This is a genomic window from Acetobacter tropicalis (genome assembly GCF_030644465.1).
GTDB lineage: Bacteria > Pseudomonadota > Alphaproteobacteria > Acetobacterales > Acetobacteraceae > Acetobacter > Acetobacter tropicalis.
Genome location: NZ_JAUYUW010000001.1, coordinates 732,848 through 759,006, shown reverse-complemented (window position 1 = coordinate 759,006; position 26,159 = coordinate 732,848). Strand labels below are relative to the sequence as shown.

Here is a 26,159-nt window from a genome sequence, read left to right as displayed (position 1 = left end):
AAGCGTTCTATAAAAAAAATAGGCGAACGGAAAGAGAACAGAAACAAAAAGGGGCAGACCGCAGCCTGCCCCTTTTGTGGAAAATGTTGGCGTGAGCACCTTCAGGCTCAGAGTACGCGGGCCTGATCTGGTGGTGCGGGCTCGGCCTTGACCGGTGCAACCGGCGCTTTCTGAATATCCATGGGCTGTGCCGCACCCGGCTGCTGGCCAAGGGCCGAAGGCGCAGGGGCCGCACCGGCTGCCGTAGGCGGTGTGGTTGTGGCGGCGGGGGCCTTGGGGGCGGTAATCAGCTTGCCCGGAACGGGGAAGTTGTCGCTCAGCAGTTTGTAACGCTTGAGGTTGCTGTAAGCAAAGCGGTACCATTTGCTGCCAGGGTAGTTGTAGCCCAGCACAATACCGGATTTACGGGCCTGATCTGTCAGCCCCAGATCAAGATAGACTTCCACCATACGTTCCAGCGCTTCGGGCACGTGGTTGGTGGTCTGGAAGTCTTCCACAACGCGCTGGTAGCGGTTGATGGCGGCTTCATAGTTGCGTTCCTGCTGGTAATAGCGGCCTACCAGCATTTCCTTACCGGCCAGATGGTCACGGCACAGGTCGATCTTGAGCTGCGCATCTCGTGCGTATTTGGACTGCGGGAAGCGGGTAATCACTTCCTCCAGCGCATCCATGGATTCCACGGTGCCCTGCTGGTCACGCTGCACATCGGCAATCTGTTCATAGAAGCACAGGGCGCGCAGGTAATAGGCGTAGGCGGCGTCCGCGCTGGTGGGGTGCAGGCCAATGAAGCGGTTCAACTGCTGCACAGCTTCCGGGTACTTGCCCTTCAGGTAATAGGAATAGCCTTCCATAAGCTGCGCGTTGGCAACGTAACCTGAATAGGGATAGTTCTGCTGGAGCACCTCAAACTCGGCTGCGGCCAGCGTGTAACGGCGGGTGCGCAAGGCATCAATACCGTTATTATACAGCGTTTCAGCCGAAGCCAGTTTGGGAACTGGGGGCGCTTTCTCGTGCCCGAACAGCCCGCAACCGGACAAGCCCAACAGCAGACTGGCCGACACCAGATGGCGTATGCGGCAGCGAACGGAAAGAGGGTTGATAACGCTCACAGACATCCCGGCTCTTCAATTTGAAGCTGTCTTATAGCACGCATAGCGAGCAAGGAAAGGGAAGGAAAGATGGTCCGTGCGCTTTCTCTCTAATGTTCTTACGCAGCCACCCGCGCAGAAACGGCGGAAGGCGGGGTAAAGCGCCATGCTGACGGATCAGCAAACAGGGAGCGCAGAACCTTGTTGTTCAGGCTATGGCCGGACCGATGGCCAGTGAATGCGCCCTTGATGGGGGCACCCGCCAGATACAGATCTCCTACCGCGTCCATCACCTTGTGGCGGATGAATTCATCCGGGCACCGCAGGCCGGAGGGATTGAGAATCTGGTCTCCATCAACAACAATGGCGTTTTCAAGCGAACCACCACGGGCCAGACCGGCCTTGTGCAGGGCTTCTATTTCCTGCCGCAGGGTAAAGGTGCGGCTGCGGGCCAGTTGATGGCGGAAGGTGGCTGGTGTCAGTTCCAGCGCATAATCCTGCTTGCCAATGGCAGCGGCGGCAAAGTCAATCTGAAGAGACAGATGCAACGTTTGGGTTGTGGAGGGGCGGAGTTCAACAAAGGCTCCGTTCTGCTCTACCCGGATAGGGCGCAGCACTTCAATGCTCTGCCGTACGGCATCCTGAGGCACACGGCCAGCGCAATCCAGCAGAAAAACAAAGTCAGCGGCCGAGCCATCAAAAACGGGAATTTCCGGGCCGTCCACCAGAACAAGGGCATTATCAATGCCGCAGCCATGGAAGGCCGCCATCAGATGTTCAATGGTGGCAATGCGGTTTGCGGGGTTGCCCGCTTCCCCCACAACGGTGCTCAGGCGCGTGTCCACCACGTAATCGAATCGGGCAGGCAGGGGCGCGGCGTTTAGGTCGGTCCGCTGGAAAACAATGCCATGGCCAACAGGGGCTGGTCTCAGGGTCAGGTTGATCGGTGCGCCTGTATGCAACCCCGTCCCTACGCTGGAGATGGAGTGATGCAAAGTATGCTGCACGGCCTTGACCGTTCTGGCCCGGTTATGAGTGGGAACCGCATACGTTTCCGGAGTGGTGGAAAGAGTAATCGGTTCCATCAGGAGACTGTCCATGGCTCTGACGTTTTCCTGCTAGAGTGAAAAACTTTGCAGCTTAACGCTAAAGCCAGCGAGATGTTCTGGCGAGTCAATGATTATTGCCATCTATTACATTGAGAGGCTGTTTAAAAAGTCTGCCCAATCGGGCTGATGGGTGTTCGTTGCGCCTGAAAAATGGTGTTTTTTTGTTCCGATGTGTCCGTATCGGCCTTTAAAAACCGCCTTTTCGGCTACAACAAATAGTCACCAGTCTGACGCTGCGGACTGTTCAAGCGGCCTCTAAAAAACGCGCTGCCCTGTAAGGAGCAGCGCGCCAGAAAAAAGAAACGAACGGAAAAAATTACTGACGGCGCAGGAAGGTCGGGATTTCCAGCCCCGTGTCATCCGTATCGGCCTGCCGCACGCTTGGGCCCTGATCTGCCGGGCTGATGGTGGGGCGGGGTGCGGGTGCTGCCGGTTCGTTCCGAGGTTCATCCATGCCGGTGCTCCGGCGGAACGCACCCGTTACGCGCCCGAACAGGCTGCGGGAAGAAGGCGGCGTGGGGTCCGGCTGATAAGACGAACGCGGTGTTTCCGTGAACAGACCAGAACGCGGAGACGGGATAGGCCGGGCCGCGGGCTGTGGCTGCTGCGGTGCTGCTGCGGGCGGAATCTGGCCCGGAATGCTGTGCGCAGGCGGCGGGGCCACGCGGGACGTACCACCCTGAGGAGCCTGATACTGCGGCTGGGCCGGTGCTGCGGCGCGCGGCTGCTGGGGGGCGCTGGCTTCCGGTGCGGCCTGAGCAGCCGTGTTGGTGGACGGAGCCTGACCAGCGCCAGTTGCAGCAGGGGCTTCCTGCGGGGTTTCTGCATCAGCAGGCACCAGATGCAGGCGTTCCGGAGCAGGGGGCTTCATGTCAATGCCGGTCGCCACAACAGACACACGGATCTTGCCATCCATGTTGTCATCAATAATGGAGCCCCAGATCATGTTTGCGCCTTCGGCCACTTCACGCCCGATGCGCTTGGCGGCTTCTTCAACTTCAAACAGAGTCATGTCTTCGCCACCGGTGATGTTCACCAGCAGGCCCTGTGCGCCAGACATGGAGGAATCTTCAAGCAGCGGGTTGGCAATGGCGGCTTCAGCGGCCTCAATGGCGCGGTTTTCGCCTTCGGCCTCGCCGGTGCCCATCATGGCCTTGCCCATTTCCGCCATTACGCTGCGGATATCGGCAAAGTCCAGGTTGATGTAGCCGGGGGCCATCATCAGATCGGTCACGCCACGCACGCCCATGTAAAGAACATGGTCAGCCATCTTATAGGCTTCACGTAGGGTCGTGCGTTCACTGGCAACGCGGAACAGGTTCTGGTTGGGGATCACGATCAGCGTATCAACATACTGCTGAAGTTCCTTGATCCCTTCATCTGCAATCAGGGCGCGGCGTTTGCCTTCATAGTCAAAAGGCTTGCTGACCACACCGACCGTCAGAATGTTCCGCTCACGCGCCATGCGCGCAATAACGGGGGCCGCCCCGGTGCCTGTGCCACCGCCCATGCCCGTGGTGATGAACACCATGTGCGAGCCGTCCAGATACCGTGCAATTTCATCCGCCGCTTCTTCCGCTGCCCCGCGGCCAACATCTGGCTTTGCGCCAGCGCCCAGCCCGTGGGTCAGATGCGGGCCAAGCTGGATGCGGCGGTCAGCCCGGCTTTTGGCAAGGCTCTGGGCATCTGTATTGGCGACAACAAATTCCACGCCCTGAAGGTTTGACGTAATCATGTTGTCCACTGCGTTCGTGCCGCCGCCACCAACGCCGATGACTGTGATTCTCGGCGAGAAATCAGCGTGATTTTGAGGTGGAACGGTCAGATTCAGTGTCATGAGTCTCTCCTGGGAAACGGCAGCGGCAAACGGTATCTTTTGAAGGGCGGTGTGACGTGATGAGTCAATATTCTTTTAAGTATATCAAACTCTCTCACGAATAAAAGCGACGAGTTTTTGCAAAAAGCCAGATGGCGGGGCTTCCCTGAACTCCACATCGCCAAACGGACGTTCGGCGCTGGCAGCCCAGGACAGCAGGCCCGCTGCGGTGGCGAACCCTGCCGCCGCTGCGGTTTTTTCAGGCAGGCCCAGAATATGCTTGGGCCGTCCCAGCCGGACAGACCGGGTAAAGGCGGGTCCATGCCGGCCCTTGGCGGCGGGTGAACCCAGAATACGTTCTGCAAGGGGGCGCATGCCATCAAGAAGTGAGGCCCCGCCGGTCAACACAATGCGACCACTGGCGGCATTGCCCAACCCTGCGCCATCCAATTTCTCCCGCACCAGTTCAAGCGTTTCTTCCATCCGGGGACGGATGATCCGGCCTAACTGAGCACGGGAAATCTGTTCAAACTGCGGCACATCATTGCCCAGCAGTTCAACGGTCAGCAGTTCATCTTCAACATCAGAGGCCAGATCCGCGCTGCCATACACCGTTTTAAGGCGTTCGGCATTCTCCAGTGACGTGCTCAGCCCCCGCGCAATATCGCGTGTGACATGCAGGCCGCCTACGCCAATCTGTGCGGTGTGCAGAATCTGACCTTCTCCAAACACGGCCAGAGACGTTGTGCCACCACCCATCTCAATAACCGTCGTGCCAAGTTCACGTTCGTCGGCATCCAGCACGGACAGGCCGGACGCCATGGGAGAAGAAACGAGCGCTTCCAGCTTCAGTTCCGCCCGGCTGAGCACTGTTTCCAGATTCAGCAGCGCGGTGGAGGCGGCATCAATAATATGCAGACGGGCCTTGAGGGTTTCACAAAGATGCCCGCGAGGGTCTGCCACGTTTTCTGTATCATCCACCGTGAAATCAATGGGCAGGGTGTGCACAACATCCCGCCCTTCCACCGTGGCCTGCACGCGGCCTTCCGTTACCACGCGGCGGATGTCCGCTTCTGTCACCACACGTCCACCCACGGGCCAACGCACATTGAACAACCGGCTGGCCGGGTGCCCGCAGGAGAGGTTGACCACCACGCGGTCTATGGTGCGTTCGGCCATCATTTCGGCCTGCCCAACCGTGGCGCGGATGGCGGTTTCCGCTTTGTGCAGATCCGTAATGGCTCCGTTGCGGATGCCATCAGATCGTCGCCAGCCGCAGCCAACTACCCGCAGGCCGCCATTGATCTCCCCGCGCCCGATCAGGCACGTGATCTTGGTGGACCCGATATCCAGCACGGCGGAATATCCGCTGCGCCAGGTGCGCGGGCGTTTGTTGGCCTCGGAAGGGGGGAGCGGCAGGATGGTTTCATCCCCGCTCATCCGCAGGCTGGAAGACGAGGAGGCAGGAGTCCCTTTCTTGCGCGGGCGGCCACCGAGGGAAAAATTGGGAGAAGAAGAGCGTGAGCGGTCGTTCATGTGGGGTTTCCCGGCGGGGGGGCTGAGGCGTGAGAGGAGCCACCCTGGGCGGAGTTCTGTTGTGCGGCATGACCGGGGGTGGTGTCCGGCCCGGCCTTGCCGGAGGAATCTGATTGTGGGGCCGCTTCTGGCGGTTTTTCCCGAATGGTCAGCCGGTCTGGCAGGCGCATGTCAATCAGCACCACCGGGCGGTCAAGCAGGTGCGTGGTGGCATGCAGCTTGGCCAGACGGTGAATGGCCGGAACCTCTTCCCCTTCTGGCAGCAGCACGGTTGCGCCGTCTTTCAGCGTCAGGTTCCAGCGGCGGTTGCTCACGCGTACGGCCGCAACCATGCGGGAGCGTACGTCCGGCTCCTGTGCCAGTGCATCAATCAGGGCGGCGGCGGGTTCATTCGCACCGTCACCCACGACCAGCGGCAGTTTGGTGAAGGCTTCTGCATCCTTGCCGGTCATGCCCTGATCCGGCACCTTGTTGCCTTGGCGGTCTATCAGTTCAAAATGCTCTTTGTGCTGCCATACGGCAAAGGGCGGGCGCTCCGTAATATGGACGTCAATCTCGCCAGACAGATGCCGTTCCACCACAACATGATCAATAAAGGGCAGGGCATTCAGCCTGTCCCGCGCGTCCGTTACACTGAAGTTCAGAACCGGTTCGCCCACGGAAACGCCCAGCGCCTTGCGGATGGTGTCTTCACTGGTCAGTTGCGCGCCGTCAATCTTGATACTGGTGACGCGCAGCGGCGCCTTGTTCAGCAGTTTGTCGCGCAGGGGGGCAAGCTGTTCCCGCGTGCCCGGCAGTTGCAGGTACAGATATCCCGCCCCCCCAAGTGCGCCCAGCACCAGAAGCCCGGCCAAAGGCCGCAGCAGCCGCTTTTGCCGCCGGGCGAACAGGCCAAGGCGTGACGGACGATCAGAAGGGGAAGGCGGGGTTCTCATCAGCGGCGAAGTGCCTCTTCAACCAGCCAGCCGCACAGTTCCGGGTAACTGATGCCACAATAAGCCGCCTGTTCTGGCAGCAGGGATGTTTCCGTCATGCCGGGCTGGGTGTTCACTTCCAGCAGCACAACCCGCGCCGGGCCGCTGCCGGTGTCATCCAGCCGGAAATCAGAGCGGGACGCGCCTGAACACCCCAGCGCCTGATGCGCGGCCACGGCAATGGCACACGCCTGTTCCGCCACCGCCGGGTCTATTTGTGCTGGCAGCGTGTGGGAAGAACCGCCCGCTTTGTATTTGGCGTCATAATCATAGAAATCATGCCCCTTGCCGGGGGTAGGGGTGATATCCGTGACTGTCAGGGCGCGATCTCCCAGAACGCCAACGGTGATTTCACGGCCCGGAATGAACTCTTCTACCAGGGCGTGCGGGCCATAACGCCAGCTTTGCACAATGCTTTCCCGAATGTTGGAGCCCTTGCGCACAATCGACACCCCGACGGAAGACCCTTCGCTTACGGGTTTGACCACATACGGGGCGGGCAGTGGGTCTGCGGCTTCCAGTTCTTCAATGGCAATCACCTTGCCTTCCGCCACGGGCAGCCCGGCGGAGAGGAACACGGCGCGGGCGGCGGCCTTGTCCATGGCGGTGGCGGAGGCGCGCACGCCGGAATGGGTGTAGGGCAGGCCCATCCATTCCAGCACGCCCTGAATACATCCGTCTTCCCCCAGCCGACCATGCAGGGCGTTGAACACAACATCCGGTTTCTGGGCGGTCAGATCATTAACAAGCGCAGCCAGATCCGCCCCGGCATCCAGTTCCGTTACGGTATGGCCCAAAGTGCGCAGGGCAGCGGTAATCCCCTTGCCCGATGCCAGACTGACCTCACGTTCGGAGGAGATACCCCCCATCAGAACCGTCACACGTTTAGGGTTGCTCATGCCGGGGTTCCTGCCTTGCCAATGCGTTTGATTTCCCAATGCAGTGTGACACCCGCGTTCTGGGCCACACGTTTGCGCACTTCTTCCCCCAGCGCCTCAAGATCCGCCGCGGAGGCGGAGCCAGTATTGATCAGGAAGTTGCAATGTTTTTCGCTCACCTGTGCGCCGCCCAAAGTCAGGCCACGGCATCCGGCAGCGTCAATCAGTTCCCACGCCTTGCGGGGGGATACATCCGGGTCCGGGTTGCGGAAGGTGGAACCACCCGTTCTGGCCCGTACAGGCTGTGACTGCTCACGCGCGGCCCGGACATCCGCAATGCGGGCAGAAACATCAGCAGGGTTGGCAGGGGTGCCTCGCAGGCGCGCGCGCGTAACAAACGCTCCCTCCGGCAGGCCTGAGCGGCGGTAGCCAAAATTCAGCGCGCCGGCTTCCAGAGTGACGATGCTACCATCCCGCGTAACAATTTCAGCCCAGTCCAGCACCGTGGCGATGTCCGAACCATAAGCGCCCGCGTTCATGCGCACAGCACCACCAATGGAGCCGGGGATACCGGCCAGAAATTCCAGCCCTGCCAGCCCTGCCTGTGCGGCATGTTCTGCTACGGTGGCGTCCAGGCACGCTGCCCCCACCACCAGACCATCGTCTTCCACCACAACATCGGCAAAGCCGCGTGCCAGACGCACCACAATGCCATCCAGCCCGCCATCCCGGATGATTACGTTGGAGCATGCCCCCAGCGCCGTGACGGGCAGTTCTGGCGAGAGCTTCTGCATGACGGCAGCCAGATCCTGCGTATCCGCAGGTTGAAACAGCCATTCCGCCGCGCCACCCACACGGAACCATGTGCGCGGCCCCAATGGAGCCTGAGGCGTGACCCGCCCCCGTGCACCATCAAACGCCTGTTGCACCAGATCTGTCATGGTGACGGCACTCATGCCGCGCGTCCGCCTTTGGCCGTAGCCTGTAGCGCGGCAAGCTGTGCGGGCAGCGCCTGCGCCCAGTTGGTGATGGTGCCTGCACCAAGGCACACAACATAATCACCGGGTTTAGCGATGGCGTTTACCATTTCCGCCAGATGGTCCGGGCTGGAGAGCGGCACTACGGAACGATGGCCGCGTTCACGCAGCCCTTCAATCAGCACGTCACGGTCAACGCCTTCAATCGGGTTTTCCCCGGCCGCGTAGATGTCGGCCACAATCACCGTGTCCGCATCATTCATGCAGGTGCAGAAATCAGAGAACAGCATTTGCAGGCGGGAGTAACGGTGCGGCTGCATGACGGCAATCACGCGGTTGGCCCCGGCCTGCCGCGCGGCTTTGAGCACGGCGGCAATTTCAACAGGGTGGTGGCCGTAATCATCAATCACGGTAATGCCACCGGCTTCACCCGTGCGGGTAAAGCGGCGCTTGACCCCCCGGAAGGAGGCCAGACCGGAGCGGATAACGTCATCGCTGATATCCATTTCCGTTGCCACGGCAATGGCGGCTAGCGCGTTCTGCACGTTGTGAGAACCCAGCATGGGCAGGCGGAAGGGGCCAGCCTTGCGGGTGCGGCGGGTGACGCGGTCCGTCAGGGTGACTTCAAACGTTGCGCCCATTTTATCGGTGATCAGTTTTTCAGCGCGCACATCTGCCTGTGGGGAGAACCCGTAGGTGACAATCCGATGGTCGGACAGGCGCGGGATCATCTGCTGCACGGCTGGGTGATCAATGCACAGAACAGCAAACCCATAGAACGGCACGTTGGAGACAAACTGGTCATACGCAGCTTCCATGGCCTCGGCAGAACCCCAGTGGTCCAGATGTTCCGGGTCCATGTTGGTCACAACGGAAATAACGGAGGGCAGACGCAGGAAGGAGCCATCGCTCTCATCCGCTTCGGCCACCATCCAGTCCCCTTTACCCATGCGGGTGTTGGTGCCGTAGGCCTCAATAATCCCGCCATTGATCACGGTGGGGTCAAGCTGTGCGGCTTCCAGCACGGCTGCCACAAGGCTGGTGGTGGTGGTTTTGCCGTGTGTGCCGCCAATGGCTACGGACCAGCGCAGGCGCATCAGTTCGGCCAGCATTTCCGCACGCCGCACAACGGGAATAAGGCGGCTGCGGGCGGCCACCACTTCCGGGTTGTCCCGGCTTACGGCGGTGGAGATCACAACCACCTGCGCATCACCCAGATTGGCGGCGTCATGCCCGATGGCGATGGGAATACCCGCTGCGCGCAGGCGTTTGACATTGCCGTTTTCCGCAATGTCCGATCCCTGCACGGAATAGCCGAGCATGGAGAGCACTTCCGCAATGCCGGACATGCCAATGCCGCCAATACCGACAAAATGGATGGTTCCAATGGAAAGGGGCAGGGCTCTCATGCGCTGAACTCCGTCTGGCTGGGTGGTGTCGGATAGGCGGGCGAGGGGGAAAGGTGCAAGCATTCTTCTACAACATCGGCCAGACGGGTGGCGGCGTCCGGTCGGGCGAGAGAGGCTGCGGCGGCCGCAGCCCGCGCCAGCTCTTCCGGAGCCGTGAACAAATCGCCCAGCCGGGAGGCAAGGGCAGCGGGGGTGAAATCCGGCTGGCGGATCATCCATCCGGCGCCAGCGGTGGTGATGGCGCGGGCGTTCTCTGTCTGCTCATCACTGGCGGCAATGGGCAGCGGTACCAGAATGGAAGGGCGGCCAGCGGTGGTCAGTTCCGCAACGGAAGACCCACCGGCACGGCCGATCACCAGATGCGCGCTCTGCAACAGGGCGGGCACATCGTTCAGGAAGGGCTCAACCCGTGCCTGAATACCCATATCAGCATAGGCCTTGCGCACTTCATCCAGATCCGCCTTGCGGGCCTGTTGGGTCACACGCAGGCGGGCGCGAATGGCATCGGGCAGTTTGCCAAGGGCTGCGGGCACAACCTGCGCGAACACCGTAGCGCCCAGAGAACCACCCCATACCAGCAGGTTCAGTGTCTCGCCTGGTGGCACAAAGCCTTCCCCTGCCAGCGCGGCAATGGCGGGGCGCACCGGCATGCCGGTAAAGGCGGTGTGGGCCCCCATGGGCAGCTTGGCGACGGAGGGGTAGGACGTGGCGATCACATCCGCAAAGCGGGAAAGCACGGCATTGGCCTTGCCCAGAACGGCATTGCCTTCATGAATGATCAGCGCCGGATGCTTGCGGCCCAGCAGGCGCGCGCCCAGCAGGGGTGGCACGGACGGATAGCCGCCAAACCCCACAACGGCATCCGGCTGGATCGTGCGCAGGATGGAACGCGCCTGCCACGCACTGGCCAGCAGGGTTGTGCCAGCCTTCAGCGCCCGGATGGGGCCACGGCCAGCCACCCCTGCGCCCCGCAGCACATATTGCGGGCAGGAGGCAAACACGCCCTCGGTCCGCTTTCCGGCGCGTTCGTCCGTCATCAACACCAGATGGTGGCCGCGTTCGGCCAGCGCATCGGCCAATGCCTCAGCCGGAAAGAAGTGCCCACCGGTCCCTCCGGCGGCAATGACGATAGTGCGTGTGCTCATGCGGGCCGCCATTGTCTGAGAGTGGTCATGAAGCCGTTTCCGATCTGAGTGCGGCTGCCGGGCTGGTGCCGCGTAAGCGCCAGCACCATGCCAACCGCCAGAGCGATGGACATGGCGGAGGAGCCACCATAGGAGATGAAAGGCAGCGTCATGCCCTTGGTGGGGATAAGATGCAAGGTTGAAGCCATGTTCACAAAGGCCTGAAGCCCGAAACCCGTAACCAGACCCGTAACGGAGATGACCACAAACGGGTCATCCTCACGGATCAGCCGCAGCAGGGTACGCACCACAATCACCCCGAACACAAGGATAATGAGCATGCAGACAATCATGCCATATTCTTCGCCCGCCACAGCAAACACGAAGTCCGCATGGGCATCGGGCAGAAGGTCTTTTACGCGGCCTTCACCGGGGCCACGGCCGGTCAGGCCACCATTGCCAAACGCGCGCAGGGCGGTGTCAATCTGGTAGTGATCCCCCACGCCGGGGTGCATGAACCGCTCCACGCGGGAGCGCACGTGCGGGAACAGGAAGAAAGCGGAAATGCCCGCACCAATCATGCAGGCCACGCCCACGCCCACCAGCACAAGGCTCAGCCCATCCACAAAAAGCTGGGTCATGAACACGGTGGTAATAACCGTGAGCATGCCGATATCCGGCTGGGATTTCAGCAGCATGAGAATGACGCCAAACAGCGCAAACGCGATCAGCATGCCCGGAAAATATTTGGACAGGCGCCGCTGTGTCAGCAGCCAGCCCGTGACCACTGCAAAGCAGGGCTTGAGGAATTCGGAGGGCTGGAGAGACATCAGCGGCAGCGCGATCCAGCGGCGAGCGCCCTTGATCTCAATGCCGTGCACCAGTGTCAGGGCCGTGGCCCCCAGCATCAGCGCGCCCCCCAAAAGGGAGAGCCGTAGAACCGCCTTGCGCGAGAGGGTGGAAACCCCGGTTACAATCACCCCGGCAATGGCAAGGAACATCATCTGTTTGAAGATGAACATGTTGCGTGATGCACCAATGCGCACGGCAACCGCCGGGCTTGCGGCCATCATGAGGATGTAGCCAAACCCGATGAGAATGAACGCACAGATCAGCGTGGTGCGATCAACATTGCGCCACCAGCGGCCCAGAGCGGAATCATCACTGCGGGAATAACCAGGCATCAGCCGTTCTTTCCTGTCTGCGGTGTTGTCTCGGCGCTGACCGTGCGCGCCAGTTCCTGAAAACGCAGGCCTCGGGCTTCAAAGCCCGAGAACTGGTCAAAACTGGCGCAGGCGGGGGAGAGCAGCACCACCGGGGTCTGGGTCTGCCGTGCCACGGCGTAGGCCGCCGGAACGGCGGCTTCCAGCGTACCAACCACCGTATAGGGCGCATTATGGGCCTCTAGCGTGGCGGCCAGTTCTTCCGCATCGCGTCCAATCAGGAACGTATGCGCCATACGGGGAAAATAGGGCACGAGAGAGGCGATGCCGCCTTCCTTGGCCATGCCGCCTGCAATCCACACCAGTTTATCGTAACAGCCCAGCGCGCGGGAGGACGCATCCGCATTGGTGGCCTTGCTGTCATCGACAAACACAACGCCATCCTGCTCGGCCACAACTTTCTGGCGGTGGGGCAGGCCGGGGAAGGTATGCAGGCCCGTGGCAATCTGGTTGTCCGTGATGCCAAGGAAGGAGGCCATGGCATAGGCGGCAGCCGCGTTTTCCGCATTGTGGCTGCCGGGCAGTGCGGGGCCAATGTCCGCCACCTTCCGGGCATTGTGCCATATGGCGTTGGCCTGTCCGTACACATCGCTGGGTGGGGTGACAGGTGCGCCGGAAATGGTGATGCAGCGGGCCGGACCAGCTTTCAGGTGGGCAGCGATATCGCGGCACCATTGGTCTTCCACGCCAATCACGGCCAGATCGGCTTCTGTCTGGCCTGCAAACACGCGCGTTTTGACGTGTGCATAGCCTTCCATGCCAGCGTGGCGGTCCAGATGATCGGGGGTCAGATTCAGCAGGCAGGCGGCATCAAAACGCAGGGTGTCCAGCCGTTCCAGCATGTAGGAGGACATTTCCAGCACATACACGCCGTTATCGGGCAGCAGCGGTAATGCAAGGGCTGCGGGCCCAAGGTTGCCGCCTGCCGCTACGGGCACTCCGGCTTCAGCCAGAATGTGGGCCAGCAATGTTGTGGTGGTGGATTTGCCGTTGGTGCCGGTAATGCCCGCAAACCGTGCCTTGCTACCAGCATGTCGCACGGCCTGATACAGCAGTTCTGCATCGGAAAGGATAGGCACGCCTGCTTCCTTGGCCAGCAGGGCGACCGGGTGCGGCTTTGGCAGGACGTGCGGAATACCGGGGGAGAGCACAAGCCCGTCAAACCCCGTAAGTGTTTCAATCGGCGCGCAGGTTATGCGGGCGGCAACATCCGCAGGCAGATCGGCGCATTGGTGGGCCAGCGCCGTGCGTGCGGTTTCTCCATCATCCCACGCCTGCACACGGGCACCGCCCTTGGCCAGAGCCAGTACAGCAGGCACGCCGTTCCGGCCTAAACCCAGAACGGCGTAATGATGACCCGTGAAGAGCGTGGAAGGAAAAGAGTTCATCGCAGTTTCAATGTGGCGAGACCGCACATCCCCAGAATGACGGAAATAATCCAGAACCGGATCACGATCTTCGGTTCCGCCCAGCCTTTTTTCTCAAAATGGTGGTGGATGGGGGCCATCAGAAACACCCGCCGCCCAGTGCGCTTATACCAGAACACCTGAATGACGACGGAGAGCGTTTCCACCACAAACAGGCCCCCAACAATGCACAGAACCAGTTCATGCTTGATGGCCACGGCCAGAGCGCCCAGCGCGCCGCCCAGAGAGAGCGAGCCTGTATCACCCATGAATACGGAGGCAGGCGGGGCGTTGAACCACAGAAAGCCCAGCCCGGCCCCGACCAGAGCGGCGCAGAAAACCGCCAGTTCCCCAGTGCCCGGCACGGCATGCACCTGCAGGTAATCCGCAAATACATGGTTGCCCACCACGTAGGAGAGAATGCCAAACACCATGGCGGCAATCACCACTGGCACAATGGCCAGCCCGTCCAGCCCATCCGTGAAGTTCACGGCGTTGCCAAAACCGGTAATGGTGATCATGGCGAAGATGGGGAAGGCGAAGCCCAATGGCAGCAGCAGGTCTTTTACAAACGGAAAGGCCACCATGTTGGCAAGGTCTGCTGGCATCAGGGATTGCAGCCACCAGCCACACAACAGGGAGGTTGCAAATTCACACCCTAGCCGTGTGCGTTTGGAAACGCCGTCTGTATTGCGGCGGGAGAGCTTGAGGTAATCATCCGCAAAGCCTACCGCGCCAAACGCCAGCGTGGTCAGCAGCACAGCCCACACAAACCCGTTCTGCAAATCTCCCCACACCAGTACAGACAGCGTGAGAGAGAACAGGATCAGCACACCGCCCATGGTGGGGGTGCCGGTTTTTTCCAGCAGGTGCCGCTCCGGCCCAAGGGCGCGGATGGGCTGCCCACCACGCTGGATGCGCCGCAGCATGGCAATCAGCGGTTTGCCCATCAGCAGGCTGATCACCAGCGCCGTCAGGCAGGCGCAGCCCGCGCGGAACGTGATGTAGCGTAGCAGATTGAAAAGGGGCAGATGCCCGTCATGGATGGAATTGGAGGCAAGAAGATACAGCATCTCAGGCAGGCTCCACCGTGCTCAGGGTGGTCAGCGCTGCAATCACGTCCCGCATGCGGCTGCCTAAACTCCCTTTCACCAGAACGGCGTCTCCCTTGCGCAGCGCGGCGCAGACCAGAGGAGCCAGAGTGGCGGCGTTGTCCGCCCATGCGCCCTGTTTAGCGTCAGGCAGGGCATCAAAAAGGGATTTCATGTGAGGTCCGCAGCAAAAAACAAGATCAGCAGAAGCAGCGGCTGGCTGGGCCAGTGCCGCATGTTCCGCGGTGGAAAACTCTCCCAGTTCACGGATATCGCCCAGAATGGCAATATGGCGGGAGGCAGGAAGAAGGCGCAGCACATCCAGCGTGGCGCGGATGGACGCGGCAGAGGCGTTATAGCTCTCATCCAGCAGGGTGATATCGCCCCCGGCAATGGTGGCCAGCGCACCACGCCCCTTGCCGGGGCGGAAGCTGGCAAGCGCTGCTGCCGCACGGGCAACATCGGCCCCGAAGGCCGCACACACGGCAAGGGCTGTCAGCGCATTGCGGGCCAGATGCGCACCGGGTGCTTCCAGCCGCACCGGCACACTTGACTGCCCCAGATGAGCCTTAAAGGTCGAACCACCTTCTACCGCGTTCAGAGTATCCAGATGTGCAAAGCTGTCCGGCTTCAGGCCGCTGAGCCACAGGGTGGCATGGGCCTTTTGCGCGGCGGCGTGGAATATGGCCTGTCCGTGGGCATCATCCGGCACAATGGCGGTGCCACCAGCAGGCAGGGCGGTGATGATCTCCGCTTTTTCCTGCGCAATGGCGTCCAGACTGCCCATATGGCCCAGATGCGCAGACCCGATTGTGGTGATCACCGCTACATCCGGGCGCACCATGCGGGCCAGAGGCAAAATCTCACCGGGATGATTCATCCCGATCTCGCTGATGCAATAGGCCGCATCATGCGGCAGACGGGCGAGGGTAAGCGGCACACCCCAATGGTTGTTGTAGGAGGCCACGGCGGCATGGGTCGGGCCGAGCGCACTCAAGGCCACGCGCAGCATGTCCTTGGTGGTGGTTTTGCCCACACTGCCGGTAACGGCCACCACCTTCCCCCCAAACCGGGCGCGGGCGGCATGGCCCAAAGCCTGCAACGCTTCCTGCGTATCCGCCACAACCAGCAGGCGTGGGTCTGCAAGGCCCGTGGTGTCATGCACCATCACGGCAGCGGCCCCTTTTTCAAGGGCCATGGCGATATGGGCGTGGCCGTCACTGTTATCGCCTTTCAGGGCAATAAACAGGTCTCCGGGTGCCAGCGTGCGTGTATCAATCGAGATACCGGTAACACCCGCATCGTTTTGCGGGGTTCCTGTAAACTGGCCTCCTGTTGCGGCTTCCAGTTCCTCCCGCGTCCAGAGCACACTCATGCCTGTGCCGCCGGAGCGGCGTTCGCCAGTTTTTGCCCGGCCAGCGTGCGCAGAACATCAGCATCATCAAACGGATGAACTTCCGTGCCAATAATCTGGCCCTGTTCGTGCCCTTTACCGGCAACTACCAGCACATCCTGCGGGCCGAGCATGGCCAGCGCCTCGGCAATGGCGGCACGGCGGCCCCCAATTTCCAGAGCATCCGGCGCACCCACTTTAACATCGGCACGAATGGCGGTGGCATCTTCCGTGCGGGGGTTGTCATCCGTAATAATGGCGATATCCGCACCGCGTGCAGCTTCCTGCGCCATCAGGGGGCGTTTGCCCTTGTCACGGTCTCCGCCTGCACCAAACACCACAATCAGACGCCCAAGGGCGTGCGGACGTAGCGAGGCCAGAAGGCGGGCCAGTGCATCTGGCGTGTGGGCGTAATCAACATAAGCGCTGGCGCCGTTAGGCAGCACAACCGCGCGCTCCATCCGTCCGCGCACACCTTGCAACTGCGGCAAAAGGTCCACCATCTGCATCAGTGCGGCATCATCCGGCGCGGCAAGGGCTGCGGCCAGCAGGGCGTTATCCACCTGAAACCGGCCCGGCAAAGCGAGCGAGATCGTGTGTTTCTGCCCGCCCACATCCAGCACCAGTTCCTGACCGGAGGGGAGGGGGGTGTGCGTGATCAGGCGTATTGTCTCTCCGGCCTCTCCCACCGTGCGCAGGGTGAGGTTACGGGTGCGGGCAATGGCACGCAGGGCATCAAGCGTCACGCTGTCCATGTCTGCATTGGCGGCGGCAATACGGCCACTGGGCAGCAGGTCAGCAAACAGTTTCAGTTTGGCTTCACGGTAAGCTTCTACCGTGCCGTGATAATCCAGATGATCACGCGTCAGGTTGGTAAAGCCAGCGGCGGAAAGATGCAGGCCATCCAGCCGGTTCTGTTCCAACCCGTGGGAGGATGCTTCCAGCGCCACATGTTGCACACCCGCGCGTGCCAACGCAGCCAAACCGTTGGCGAGTGCCACCGGGTCTGGTGTGGTGAGGGCCGGCATGGTGATGGGCGGCAGATCTACCCCCGTCAGGCCAAGCGTGCCTAGCCCGGCGGCCTTCAGTCCTTGCAGTGTCCATAGTTGGCGCAGGAAGTCCGCAGTGCTGGTTTTGCCGTTGGTGCCTGTAATGGCCACAAGGTTTTCTGGTTGCGGGCCCGCAAGCGCGGCAGCCATTACCGCCAGTGCGTGGCGTGGGTTTGGGGTCAATACAAGCGGGCGTTCTGGCACGTTTTCGGGCCATGTGGTGCCGGTGGGGGCCAGCACGGCAACGGCCCCTTTTTCAACGGCGCTGGCAATAAAGGCACGTCCATCGGCTTTTGCACCGGGCACGGCGGCAAACAGCGTGCCGGGCGTTACAGCACGGCTGTCTGCCGTAATGGCCGTTACGCTTACGTTCCCGCTCAGGGTATCAGACGGGTGGCCGTCAGACAGCCCTGTGGCGTGCAGTTCCGCGTCAGTCAGACCAGCGATATGGCGTAATGAGGACAGGGAAAGGCTCATTCGTCCATAACCTCGCTTCCGTGTTGTTTCTTCAGTTCGGCCAGCTTCTGTTTTTCAGCCGCTTTTTCTGCTTTGCGGGCAGCCTCTGCCTTGCGCGGATCACCGGGATCATTGCCCGGCCCCAGAGGCCTTACGCCACGCGGCACTGGCGGGTGCATGGGCAGCGCCATGGCGGCGTCAATTTCCGCTGCATGCGCCGTATCCGGGAAGATCTGAAGCATCGGGCCAATGCGGGAGATAATTTTGGAAACAGTAGGTGCTGCGTTCCAGCCAGCCGTTGTCCATCCGTGTGTCTGGGGTGTGGGCTTTGGGCTATCCAGCATGACGTACACGGCGTAACGCGGCGTATTCATGGGGAAAATGCCCGTAAAGGCCGAGATATTGACGTGCTTCAGATAGCCACCGTGCGGGCCGATCTTTTCTGCCGTGCCGGTTTTACCACCCACAAAATAGCCGGGAGATTCCGCCGTGCGTCCGGTGCCGCTGGTGACATCCAGCCGCAGCAGGCGACGCAACAGAGAGGAATTCTTCTCCGAGATCACGCGCGTGCCTTCCGGTGCCGGAAGAGGCTCTTCTCCAGTATCGGTTTGGGCGGTGGGCGTTTCTGCGGCCGCAGCGGGCTTGGGCTGGGCAACGGCCTGCTCAAGGGCTGCGGTCTGCACACCCTGAGCCAGCGGATTGTCTGGGGCATTGCCAGCCATGGCGGCGGCGGCATCTTCCCGTTCAAGCAGGGTGGGTTTCAGCAGAATGCCACCATTCACAGTTGCGGCGGTGCCGCGCACAATGGCCAGTGGCGGTTCTGCCATACCGTGCCCGAAGCCAACGGTCATGGTGGTGGAAATACTCCACTGGTGCGGCACCAGCGGGCGGGCGGCTTCTGGCAGTTCCACTGGCACGGGCGCAAAAAAGCCCATGTTGCGCATCCATTCCGCCTGCTTCTTGCCGCCAACATCCAGTGCGATGTGGGCCGCAGCCGGGTTGGAGGAATAGGCCATCACTTCAGGTAGCGTCAGCCACTCACTGAAATGATCGCTCTTCATGTCGGAAATCTTGAAGCGGCCCACATGGATCGGCACGGAAGAAAAGCGGTCCCAGATATGAATGGTGCCAGTTTCCAGCCCCATGGCCGCCGTTTGCAGCTTGAAGGTGGAGCCAGGTTCATACAGCCCGGTCACGGCCCGGTTGAAGCGGGCATCATTTGTGGCGTGGTTGAATTCGTTCGCGTCATAATCAGGTAGGCTGACCATGGCGACAATCTCGCCAGTGTGCACGTCCATCACAATGGCGCACGCCCCAATGGCCTGGAATGTGGTCATGGCGTTGGCCAGTTCATCCCGCACTACGGACTGCACGCGTACGTCCAGTGAAAGCCGCAGCGGGCGATGGTCAGACATCAGGCGCTTGTCAAAATAGCGCTCCACGCCCGCCACGCCGTGATCATCAATATCCACCGTGCCCATGATCTGGGCCGCCATGTGGCCAAGCGGATAATGGCGGCGTTCACCCGGTTCAAAATAGATGCCGGGAATACCCAGACTGTTGATGGCCAGTTCCTGCTGGGGCGAGATGTTGCGGGCGATATAAACAAACTGTTTGGGCAGGGAGAGCCTGCGCACAGTCTCGGCTTCATCCAGATCTTTCAGAACGGATTTCAGCTTTTGTGTCACATCCTGCGGGTCAATCAGTTCCTGCGGGTTGGCGTATACCTGTGCCACCGGCAGGGAAAGGGCCAGCGTCTGGCCATTGCGGTCCACAATGGAGGCGCGATGCACCTGCGGCAGAGAGAAATCTCCCGCAAGACTGGCTTTGGGGTCGATCTTTGGAATTTCAGGAACCTGAGGCGCAATCTGGCGTTTTTCAGGTGCCATGGGGTGCAGTACGGTGGCGATGGTCAGCTTGACGGCCACAACCGCAAACAGCACGCAAAAGCCGCCTGCTACCCCCAGAAGTCTGACATGCATCTGATCCCGATGGGTCCGCGCACGAAGGTCATCACCCGTGACGCGCACAGTGCGCCCCACAGGGGAGGTGTTTTCAGGTTCGTGCGGCGGTAGGGCCATTGCGGGGGATAGACACTTTCAGACAAGAGACAAAAATTAGTTGGTGAGCGGCACCGGCGGCGGCAGGGCATCTCCCCCGCGCTCCAGCAACGAGCCACTGCTGTAGGAGGAATTGGCCCGCGCTTCAACATAGCCAGTGGTTGGCGCTGCGGTGCGCCGCGTGCGCGTGGCGTGCCAGCTTGCCACCGTAACTGGCAGCGGATGGCGAACCTGCTGTTCGGTCTCGTTCTCCTGCGGCGCAGGGCGCGGGGTCAGAGCCGCTACATGGGCAACAGCCGGGGCCGTGCGGTGTGTGACAGGCTGCGCAACCGGAGCAAGACTGGCCACTGTGGTAACAGGCCGTGCCACGGGTGCTGCCGGGCGTGCGGCATCAGCCAGAACCGTGGGGGCGTGGCGCACGGGCGCAGGCCGCGTAACGGCGGCTACCGTACGAGCCGGTGCATCACTGGTGTCTTCATCCAGCATGTGGGGTGCTACATCATGCCGGATAACGGCGCGAATGGGCGGTCGTGCATGGGCAGGAGTAGCATCAGCCACAAGGGTAGGGGTGCGAGGCGTTTCTGCCGTATCGTCATCATTGCGGTCATGACGCGCTACAGGCTTGGCATCCGCCGTAACCACGGCAGGCGCATGCACAACCGGAGCCGTAACGGCAGGTGCGGCAACAGAGTCAGCAGAAGCCAGTGTAGCAGAGACCAGCCCAGCCCGCGGATCTTCCGCCGGACCACGCCCGGTAGAGGGCAGGTGCTTGTCCAGATCCGCCATGCGTACGAACTGTGATGGGTCCATGGGGTGCAGGCTTGCCAGATGGTGCTCGGCCAGACGGGTCAGGCGTTCAGGCTGGTTTTCCAGCGCCCATTCCGTGCGCAGCATGGCGGTCTGGGAGCGCATGCGCTCCGTATCAGACACGATTTTGGAAATCTGCTGATCTAGAACCGTTGTCTGATGTTTCTTGGTGTACAGAAAGAATCCCGATGCAATGGCCAGGACAGCGCAGCAGCAAGTAAAAGGCCGGGGGATCATGGATTCAGTCCTTTGCCTGAGAAGGAAACATCAGTAGGGCGCTTTGCAACGGCACGCAGGCGTGCGCTGCGGGCACGTGGGTTGGCGGAACATTCTGCATCACCCGGACGAACGGGTTTGCCGGTCAGCGCAACAAAGGGAGCATCATCCGCCTTTGTCATGGCTGCACGCGGGTCATAGCGGGAGAAGCTCTGGCTCTTGCCGGTGGCATTGCCCAGAACACGTTTTGCAATGCGGTCTTCCAGAGAATGGAAGGACACAACAACAAGTCTGCCGCCGGGTGCCAGCAGATCAAGCGCCTGCTCCAGCCCGCGTTCAATTTCGCCAAGCTCATCATTCACGGCAATGCGCAGGCCCTGAAAGGAACGGGTGGCGGAATCAATACCAGAGCGGTCAGACGGCACAACCCGGCGGATCAGCCCCGCCAGTTGCGCCGTGGTGGTGAAGGGGGTTTCAACACGGTCCGCCACAATGGCGCGCGCCACGCGGCGGGCGTGTCGTTCCTCACCATAGAAATGGAAAATGTCAGCCAGTTCGGCTTCACTTGCGGTATTGACCACATCCGCCGCCGTGCGCCCAGTGCGGGCCATGCGCATATCCAGCGGGCCATCCTGCTTGAAGGAAAAGCCGCGTTCGGCTTCATCCAACTGAAAGGAAGACACGCCCAGATCCAGCACAATGCCATCAAAAGCGGGGGCTTCTGCCTGCTGCGTCAAATCCCGCATGGTGCCAAAGCTGCCGTGCAGCATGTGCAGGCGCGGCTTGCCAGAGGCTTCGGCAAAGGCTTTTGCCAGAATGTTGCCGCGCACAATGGCGTCCGGATCACGGTCAATGGCCCATACGGTGCAGTCGGCCGCGTTCAGAATGGCGGTTGTGTATCCGCCGCCGCCAAAGGTGCAGTCCAGAATAGCGTTGCCATCAGCCGGTTTCAGGACTTCCAGTACTTCCGTCAGCATGACGGGAATGTGGCCGCTGGAGACAGAGGTGGGGAGGGACAGAGGCAGAGCGTTCATGATGCCTCGCCATCCCGAGCAGCGGGAATGCTTACGCGACGGGAGCGCAGGCGGGCTTCTGCACGGCGCTGCTTGGCGGCTTCGGGTTCCCAGATCTGAAAAGTGCGCCCAACACCCATGAAGGCGGCATTGGCGGCTTCTGTCAGTCCGGCATGTTCACGCAGGAAATCAGGCAGAATGATACGGCCTTCGCGGTCCGGGTCCATGGGGTAGGCATCCGCGTACAGGGCTGCGGCCAGATCGTCGTGTTCGTCAGAAAACATGTCCAGCCGGTCAAGCGGTTGAGTCAGGCGGGCAAACGCGGCGGCGGGCCAGGCTTCAATGCAGGGCATGGTGTGCGATGGCCGGAGAATCACCAGAGAGTCGCCTTCAGTATGCTGGGCCTTCAGGACTGAGCGGAACCCGGCTGGAATCGAAACACGCCCCTTGGCGTCGAATCGATTTTCATGCGTGCCGAGGAACACACTCACGAGAGACGAAATCCTTCCGAGTCAGACCTTTCCGTTCACAGAACAGCGGGGAACGGTGCCGCCTCCACCACTTTCATGGTGATGTTTGGGATAGCATGGGATTTTATGGGAAGCAAATTAAAACAACAGAAAAAACAGCAGAAAACTGCGGTTTGCAAAGTATTGTCCTAGAACTGTTCAAGGGGGGTAAAATACCAATACTGAAAAACCAAACAAGAGATTGACATTATTTGTTCTATAAATGTTCTCATTTGAGGGGTGAACATGGCAGAACACCCATGAAAGCCCATGCTTTGGGGCAGAAAAATGGAAGATGCCAGACGGCCTGTAAGCCGGGTTCTGTCCGGCCCCAAAAGGGGCGTGGACGGTCATTCCTCTGGGGCCCGCCTTGCAGCGGGCCTCACGCAACCAACCCGAGCGACGGGGCGAAAGAACCCCTGAAACCCTTGCGGGTTTCTGCCGCTCCTATTCGGTCTTGCTCCCGGTGGGGTTTACCGTGCCTCCTCCGTTACCGGAGGAGCGGTGCGCTCTTACCGCACCGTTTCACCCTTACCTTCAGTGCTGTCCCACGGTTTCCCACGGGGCAGAACCCGGAAGGCGGTCTGTTTTCTGTGGCACTTTCCCTAAGGTCACCCTCGCCGGTCGTTAACCGGCACCGTTCTTCCGTGGAGCCCGGACTTTCCTCCCCCTTGCAAAGCAAGGCAGCGACCGTCCAGCCGTCTGGCGTGCGCACCCTGCTGCCAGAGCCGGACCAGGTCAAGCGAAAACACACGCTGCACCATTGCCCTTTATGAACAGGATGTGACAGCTTTGTATCTGCTGGCATGGTGCGCTCTTAAGGAGCATAAAAAGGAGAAGCAGCGTTTCATGGTGGACCCATCAGGCTTTTTGCACGCAGAGACAATGCCAGTACGGCCTGCGTTATCAGCGCGTTTGTTGCTGTGGTGGATCAGATGGCAAGCGCAACGGCGGCGTAAACAGTCAGAAGCCGATGCAACCACGCCAGACCCGTTACCCGTGCCGGAAGAAGCTGTGGAACACACGCAGGAGCAGGAGGCCTTTCTCAAGGCATTGCGGCAGGCCATGGATACGCCTTCCTTCCCCACGCGCCTTTCTTCCGTGCCTTTACGCAAGGTGTACGCTCTCTCCGTGCCCGGTGCTGCGGGCCTTATGCCCGCACGGCTTTATATTCCCCATGGGCGGGTGCGGGGCGCCGTGCTGTATCTTCATGGCGGCGGGTTCGTGCATTGTGGGCTGAACTCCCATCACGGCATCTGCTGTCGTCTCGCGCGCAGTTCTGGCGCGGCGGTGCTGATGCCTGATTATCGTCTGGCGCCAGAGCATCCTTATCCTGCCGCAGCGGATGATGCGCTGGCGGCATACCGATGGCTCGCAGATCTTTCCCGTCAATATTGGGGCGGCAAGATAGCCGTTGCCGGAGATAGCGCAGGAGGAAATCTGGCCGCAGTGGTAGCGCAGGATGCAAAAGCGGGCCGTTGCCCCCAGCCAGCCTTGCAACTGCTATATTACCCATCCCTATACGGAGCGGAAACGTTCCCGTCCCATGATCTGTATGCCGAAGGCTATTTTCTCTCCCGCCGCTCCATGGAATGGTATGGAGATCAGTATATCGCGCGTGAGGAGGACTGGACCTCCCCGCGTTTTGTGCCCGGCCACCAGCCTGACCTGCACGGCCTGGCCCCCGCCATGATTATCACAGCGGAATGTGACCCCATGCGGGATGAGGGGGGGGCGTATGCGCGGGCGCTAACTGCGGCAGGTGTGCCCGTACAGTATCTGTGTTGCCGTGGCGCTGTGCATGGGTTTCTGAATTTCTATTCCCTGATGCCGCCCGGTAAGTTCGCGCTCAGACGGGGCGGCCGCGCCTTACGCAAGGCCTTTACCCCATAAACAGAAAACGGAAGGCGGGGTAAACGCGCCTTCCGTTTCAGTGTTTGGTTAATTGAGGGTGGGAGGTCACCCCGCATGGTCTTGAAGGCCGTTGGATAAAGTCCGATGGGAGAAACCGTTGTCAGACTTTATCTGCGGGATGCTTCCATGACCCTTCTATGGAAGAGGGAGGAACGTGCCCGGTGAGCCTTGGTCAGACTGAATAATCCGGTTCATGCGGTCCACCTGTAACGTGAACAGTTTGGGCAGATCGCCCTTGGGGCCGGGGCATGTGCCGGAATGTTTCTGCATCACATCAATGCGGGAGGCATTGGGCGGATCATTCCCGTTCACTACAAACAGCAGGCAGTCCGGCCGATCATGAGACATGCCGTTATGGGTCACCACCACACGCAGGTGGCGCACAAGGGCGCTATCATCAAACCAGCTTTCGGGCCGGAAGGTGTAGCGGTCTGTCAGGGTGTCAATCATGCCGCTCTTGGCCAGCACAATCATCAGCACCGTAATGGGCAGAACCAGAGCCAGACGCCGCACAATGTGCTGGCGCAGGCTGCGCTTCTTCAGTGGCCCACGCGGGGGAATGGAGGGTTTGGGTTTGTCGGTCATGTCAGCATGTCCTCATGCCACATGGCTCCATCACGCGCCAGAAGGGCGCGGGTGGAGGCCGGGCCCCAGCTTCCGGCCGGGTAAGGTTCCAGCGGGGAAAGTCCCTGCCGCCATGAGGACAGAATGGGTTCCACCCATCGCCATGAGGCTTCAACTTCATCACGACGAATAAACAGGGCGGGGTTGCCGCGCACGGCATCCAGCAGCAACCGCTCGTAAGAATCCTGATATTCCATCGTGAACTGGTTTTCATAAGACATGTTCAGCGCGGCGTTCCGCACCCGGAAACCGCCCGCACCGGGGTCCTTGGAGGCAAGCACCAGCGAGAGGCCTTCATCCGGAGCAATGCGGATCACCAACCGGCCCGGGGAGGGGGTATTGGTGAAAATGGGCCAGACCTGAGGGCGGAACTGGAGCACGATCTCGGTGGTTTTGGCCGCCATCCGCTTGCCCGTGCGCAGGTAGAACGGCGTGTTGCCCCAGCGGGAGGTGCGGATCTTGGTGCGGATGGCCACAAAGGTTTCCGTGTTGGTCGCGCGGTCATGCCCCAGATCTTCCGCGTAGCCGGGCACATCCTTGTTCTCAATGCGGCCCGCAGTGTACTGGCCGCGGATAACGTTCTGGCGCACCATGTCCGGGGTCATGGGGCGCAGGGCATTCAGCACTTTCAGCTTCTCGTTGCGCAGATCATCCGCGCTGAGGGAGGCCGGATCATCCATGGCCAACATGCACAGCACCTGAAGCAGATGGTTCTGCACCATATCCCGCATGGCGCCGGATTCGTCATAATACGCACCGCGGGAGCCAACGCCGACGGTTTCAGCCGCCGTAATCTGCACATGGGCTATGGCATCTGAACTCCACAGTTTTTCCAGTGCCGGGTTGGCAAAGCGCAGGGCCAGCAGATTCTGCACCCCTTCCTTTCCCAGATAATGGTCAATTCGGTAAATGGACTCTTCAGGAAAGAAGCGGCCCACGCCATCATTGATCTGGGTGGCGGTTTTCAGGCTCACGCCGATTGGCTTTTCCAGCACCACACGGGTGGCGCGCGTAATCAGCTTATGCTCGGCCAGTGCAGCACATAGCGGCGCATACAGGGCCGGGGCGGTGGCCAGATAATAAACCCGCGTTCTGGCCTGATCCTTCAGGGCGTCTTTTAGTTCATCCCAGTTGCTGTCCGGCTTGGTGGCGTCCAGCGCCACGTAGGTGACAATGCTGAGAAACTGGTCAAGCAGCGTGGTGTCCTTGGCCGTATCTGCCGCAAATTCCTTTAGCGCCTGCCGCACCTGCTGGCGGAACTTGTCCGGGGTGTGGGCAGAGCGCGCAATGCAGATAATGCGGGCATCCTGTGTGAACTCTCCGGCATGGAAGCGGCGCAGGAACGCAGGCAGCAGCTTGCGCATTGTCAGATCGCCCGTGGCGCCGAAAATTATGAAGTCAAAGGGGTCAATCAGATTGACATGCGCCATGAAATTTTACTCCCGCAGGATGCGTGGGGTTCCCTTATAAACGCCGGGAACAGAAGT

At 60.8% G+C, this 26,159-nt stretch carries 21 protein-coding genes and 1 other RNA gene; 1 reads left to right on the top strand and 21 read right to left on the bottom strand.

The genetic code is table 11. The features are described 5' to 3' along the window. Window positions 1-107 precede the first annotated feature (107 nt). The 19 genes from QWU00_RS03355 to rnpB all read right to left on the bottom strand — a co-directional run bounded on the left by QWU00_RS03355 (window position 108) and on the right by rnpB (window position 22,840). Window positions 108-1,115 carry an outer membrane protein assembly factor BamD gene (locus QWU00_RS03355; RefSeq protein WP_006558229.1) on the bottom strand — a complete coding sequence of 336 codons (1,008 nt, stop codon included), beginning with the start codon at window positions 1,113-1,115 and terminating at the stop codon, window positions 108-110. A gap of 92 nt (window positions 1,116-1,207) precedes the next feature. Beyond that, the gene (lpxC, locus tag QWU00_RS03350) at window positions 1,208-2,188 is read right to left on the bottom strand and encodes a UDP-3-O-acyl-N-acetylglucosamine deacetylase (protein ID WP_035380420.1); all 981 of its coding nucleotides are present in this window, start codon (window positions 2,186-2,188) and stop codon (window positions 1,208-1,210) included. Between the two features lie 325 nt (window positions 2,189-2,513). After that, window positions 2,514-4,034: a cell division protein FtsZ gene (gene ftsZ / locus QWU00_RS03345; RefSeq protein ID WP_035380419.1), complete on the bottom strand. Its 1,521-nt coding sequence runs from the start codon at window positions 4,032-4,034 to the stop codon at window positions 2,514-2,516. 84 nt (window positions 4,035-4,118) lie between these two features. Continuing rightward, a complete protein-coding gene (ftsA, locus tag QWU00_RS03340) occupies window positions 4,119-5,549 on the bottom strand; it encodes a cell division protein FtsA (RefSeq protein WP_035380417.1) in 1,431 nt (476 codons plus the stop codon). Continuing rightward, the gene (locus tag QWU00_RS03335) at window positions 5,546-6,484 is read right to left on the bottom strand and encodes a cell division protein FtsQ/DivIB (RefSeq protein WP_035380414.1); all 939 of its coding nucleotides are present in this window, start codon (window positions 6,482-6,484) and stop codon (window positions 5,546-5,548) included. Before QWU00_RS03335 ends, ftsA begins: the two co-directional genes overlap by 4 nt. Then, a complete protein-coding gene (locus QWU00_RS03330; protein ID WP_035380413.1) occupies window positions 6,484-7,422 on the bottom strand; it encodes a D-alanine--D-alanine ligase in 939 nt (312 codons plus the stop codon). Before QWU00_RS03330 ends, QWU00_RS03335 begins: the two co-directional genes overlap by 1 nt. After that, window positions 7,419-8,357: a UDP-N-acetylmuramate dehydrogenase gene (murB, locus tag QWU00_RS03325; protein ID WP_035380411.1), complete on the bottom strand. Its 939-nt coding sequence runs from the start codon at window positions 8,355-8,357 to the stop codon at window positions 7,419-7,421. The genes QWU00_RS03330 and murB overlap by 4 nt, the downstream gene beginning before the upstream one ends. Continuing rightward, on the bottom strand, window positions 8,354-9,787 hold the full coding sequence (gene murC, locus QWU00_RS03320; protein ID WP_006558221.1) for a UDP-N-acetylmuramate--L-alanine ligase: 1,434 nt from the start codon (window positions 9,785-9,787) through the stop codon (window positions 8,354-8,356). Before murC ends, murB begins: the two co-directional genes overlap by 4 nt. Then, a complete protein-coding gene (gene murG / locus QWU00_RS03315) occupies window positions 9,784-10,932 on the bottom strand; it encodes an undecaprenyldiphospho-muramoylpentapeptide beta-N-acetylglucosaminyltransferase (protein ID WP_035380519.1) in 1,149 nt (382 codons plus the stop codon). The genes murC and murG overlap by 4 nt, the downstream gene beginning before the upstream one ends. Continuing rightward, the gene (locus tag QWU00_RS03310) at window positions 10,929-12,095 is read right to left on the bottom strand and encodes an FtsW/RodA/SpoVE family cell cycle protein (protein ID WP_006558219.1); all 1,167 of its coding nucleotides are present in this window, start codon (window positions 12,093-12,095) and stop codon (window positions 10,929-10,931) included. Before QWU00_RS03310 ends, murG begins: the two co-directional genes overlap by 4 nt. Then, the gene (murD, locus tag QWU00_RS03305; RefSeq protein WP_035380410.1) at window positions 12,095-13,522 is read right to left on the bottom strand and encodes a UDP-N-acetylmuramoyl-L-alanine--D-glutamate ligase; all 1,428 of its coding nucleotides are present in this window, start codon (window positions 13,520-13,522) and stop codon (window positions 12,095-12,097) included. The genes QWU00_RS03310 and murD overlap by 1 nt, the downstream gene beginning before the upstream one ends. Continuing rightward, window positions 13,519-14,613 (bottom strand): phospho-N-acetylmuramoyl-pentapeptide-transferase, encoded by a 1,095-nt coding sequence (mraY, locus tag QWU00_RS03300; protein ID WP_006558217.1) that lies wholly within the window; start codon window positions 14,611-14,613, stop codon window positions 13,519-13,521. The genes murD and mraY overlap by 4 nt, the downstream gene beginning before the upstream one ends. A 1-nt stretch (window position 14,614) precedes the next feature. Further along, entirely contained in the window at window positions 14,615-16,006 is a 1,392-nt protein-coding gene (locus QWU00_RS03295) for a UDP-N-acetylmuramoyl-tripeptide--D-alanyl-D-alanine ligase (protein WP_035380409.1), read from the bottom strand. After that, window positions 16,003-17,550 (bottom strand): UDP-N-acetylmuramoyl-L-alanyl-D-glutamate--2,6-diaminopimelate ligase, encoded by a 1,548-nt coding sequence (locus QWU00_RS03290; protein WP_035380407.1) that lies wholly within the window; start codon window positions 17,548-17,550, stop codon window positions 16,003-16,005. The genes QWU00_RS03295 and QWU00_RS03290 overlap by 4 nt, the downstream gene beginning before the upstream one ends. Beyond that, window positions 17,547-19,610 carry a peptidoglycan D,D-transpeptidase FtsI family protein gene (locus QWU00_RS03285; protein ID WP_035380406.1) on the bottom strand — a complete coding sequence of 688 codons (2,064 nt, stop codon included), beginning with the start codon at window positions 19,608-19,610 and terminating at the stop codon, window positions 17,547-17,549. The genes QWU00_RS03290 and QWU00_RS03285 overlap by 4 nt, the downstream gene beginning before the upstream one ends. A 36-nt stretch (window positions 19,611-19,646) precedes the next feature. Then, window positions 19,647-20,633: a cell division protein FtsL gene (gene ftsL / locus QWU00_RS03280; RefSeq protein WP_035380405.1), complete on the bottom strand. Its 987-nt coding sequence runs from the start codon at window positions 20,631-20,633 to the stop codon at window positions 19,647-19,649. Continuing rightward, entirely contained in the window at window positions 20,630-21,646 is a 1,017-nt protein-coding gene (gene rsmH / locus QWU00_RS03275; RefSeq protein WP_035380404.1) for a 16S rRNA (cytosine(1402)-N(4))-methyltransferase RsmH, read from the bottom strand. The genes ftsL and rsmH overlap by 4 nt, the downstream gene beginning before the upstream one ends. After that, window positions 21,643-22,116 carry a division/cell wall cluster transcriptional repressor MraZ gene (gene mraZ / locus QWU00_RS03270; RefSeq protein WP_035380402.1) on the bottom strand — a complete coding sequence of 158 codons (474 nt, stop codon included), beginning with the start codon at window positions 22,114-22,116 and terminating at the stop codon, window positions 21,643-21,645. Before mraZ ends, rsmH begins: the two co-directional genes overlap by 4 nt. Before the next feature lie 312 nt (window positions 22,117-22,428). Then, an RNA gene (gene rnpB, locus QWU00_RS03265) (RNase P RNA component class A) lies at window positions 22,429-22,840 on the bottom strand. 143 nt (window positions 22,841-22,983) lie between these two features. On the opposite strand from rnpB, the gene QWU00_RS03260 reads away from it, so the two are divergent. Continuing rightward, window positions 22,984-24,027 (top strand): alpha/beta hydrolase, encoded by a 1,044-nt coding sequence (locus tag QWU00_RS03260; protein WP_052051379.1) that lies wholly within the window; start codon window positions 22,984-22,986, stop codon window positions 24,025-24,027. 156 nt (window positions 24,028-24,183) lie between these two features. On the opposite strand, the gene QWU00_RS03255 is transcribed toward QWU00_RS03260, so the two are convergent. Both QWU00_RS03255 and zwf read right to left on the bottom strand, forming a co-directional pair. Continuing rightward, on the bottom strand, window positions 24,184-24,633 hold the full coding sequence (locus QWU00_RS03255) for a hypothetical protein (RefSeq protein WP_035380400.1): 450 nt from the start codon (window positions 24,631-24,633) through the stop codon (window positions 24,184-24,186). Beyond that, window positions 24,630-26,102: a glucose-6-phosphate dehydrogenase gene (gene zwf / locus QWU00_RS03250; protein WP_035380399.1), complete on the bottom strand. Its 1,473-nt coding sequence runs from the start codon at window positions 26,100-26,102 to the stop codon at window positions 24,630-24,632. Before zwf ends, QWU00_RS03255 begins: the two co-directional genes overlap by 4 nt. Window positions 26,103-26,159 lie beyond the last annotated feature (57 nt).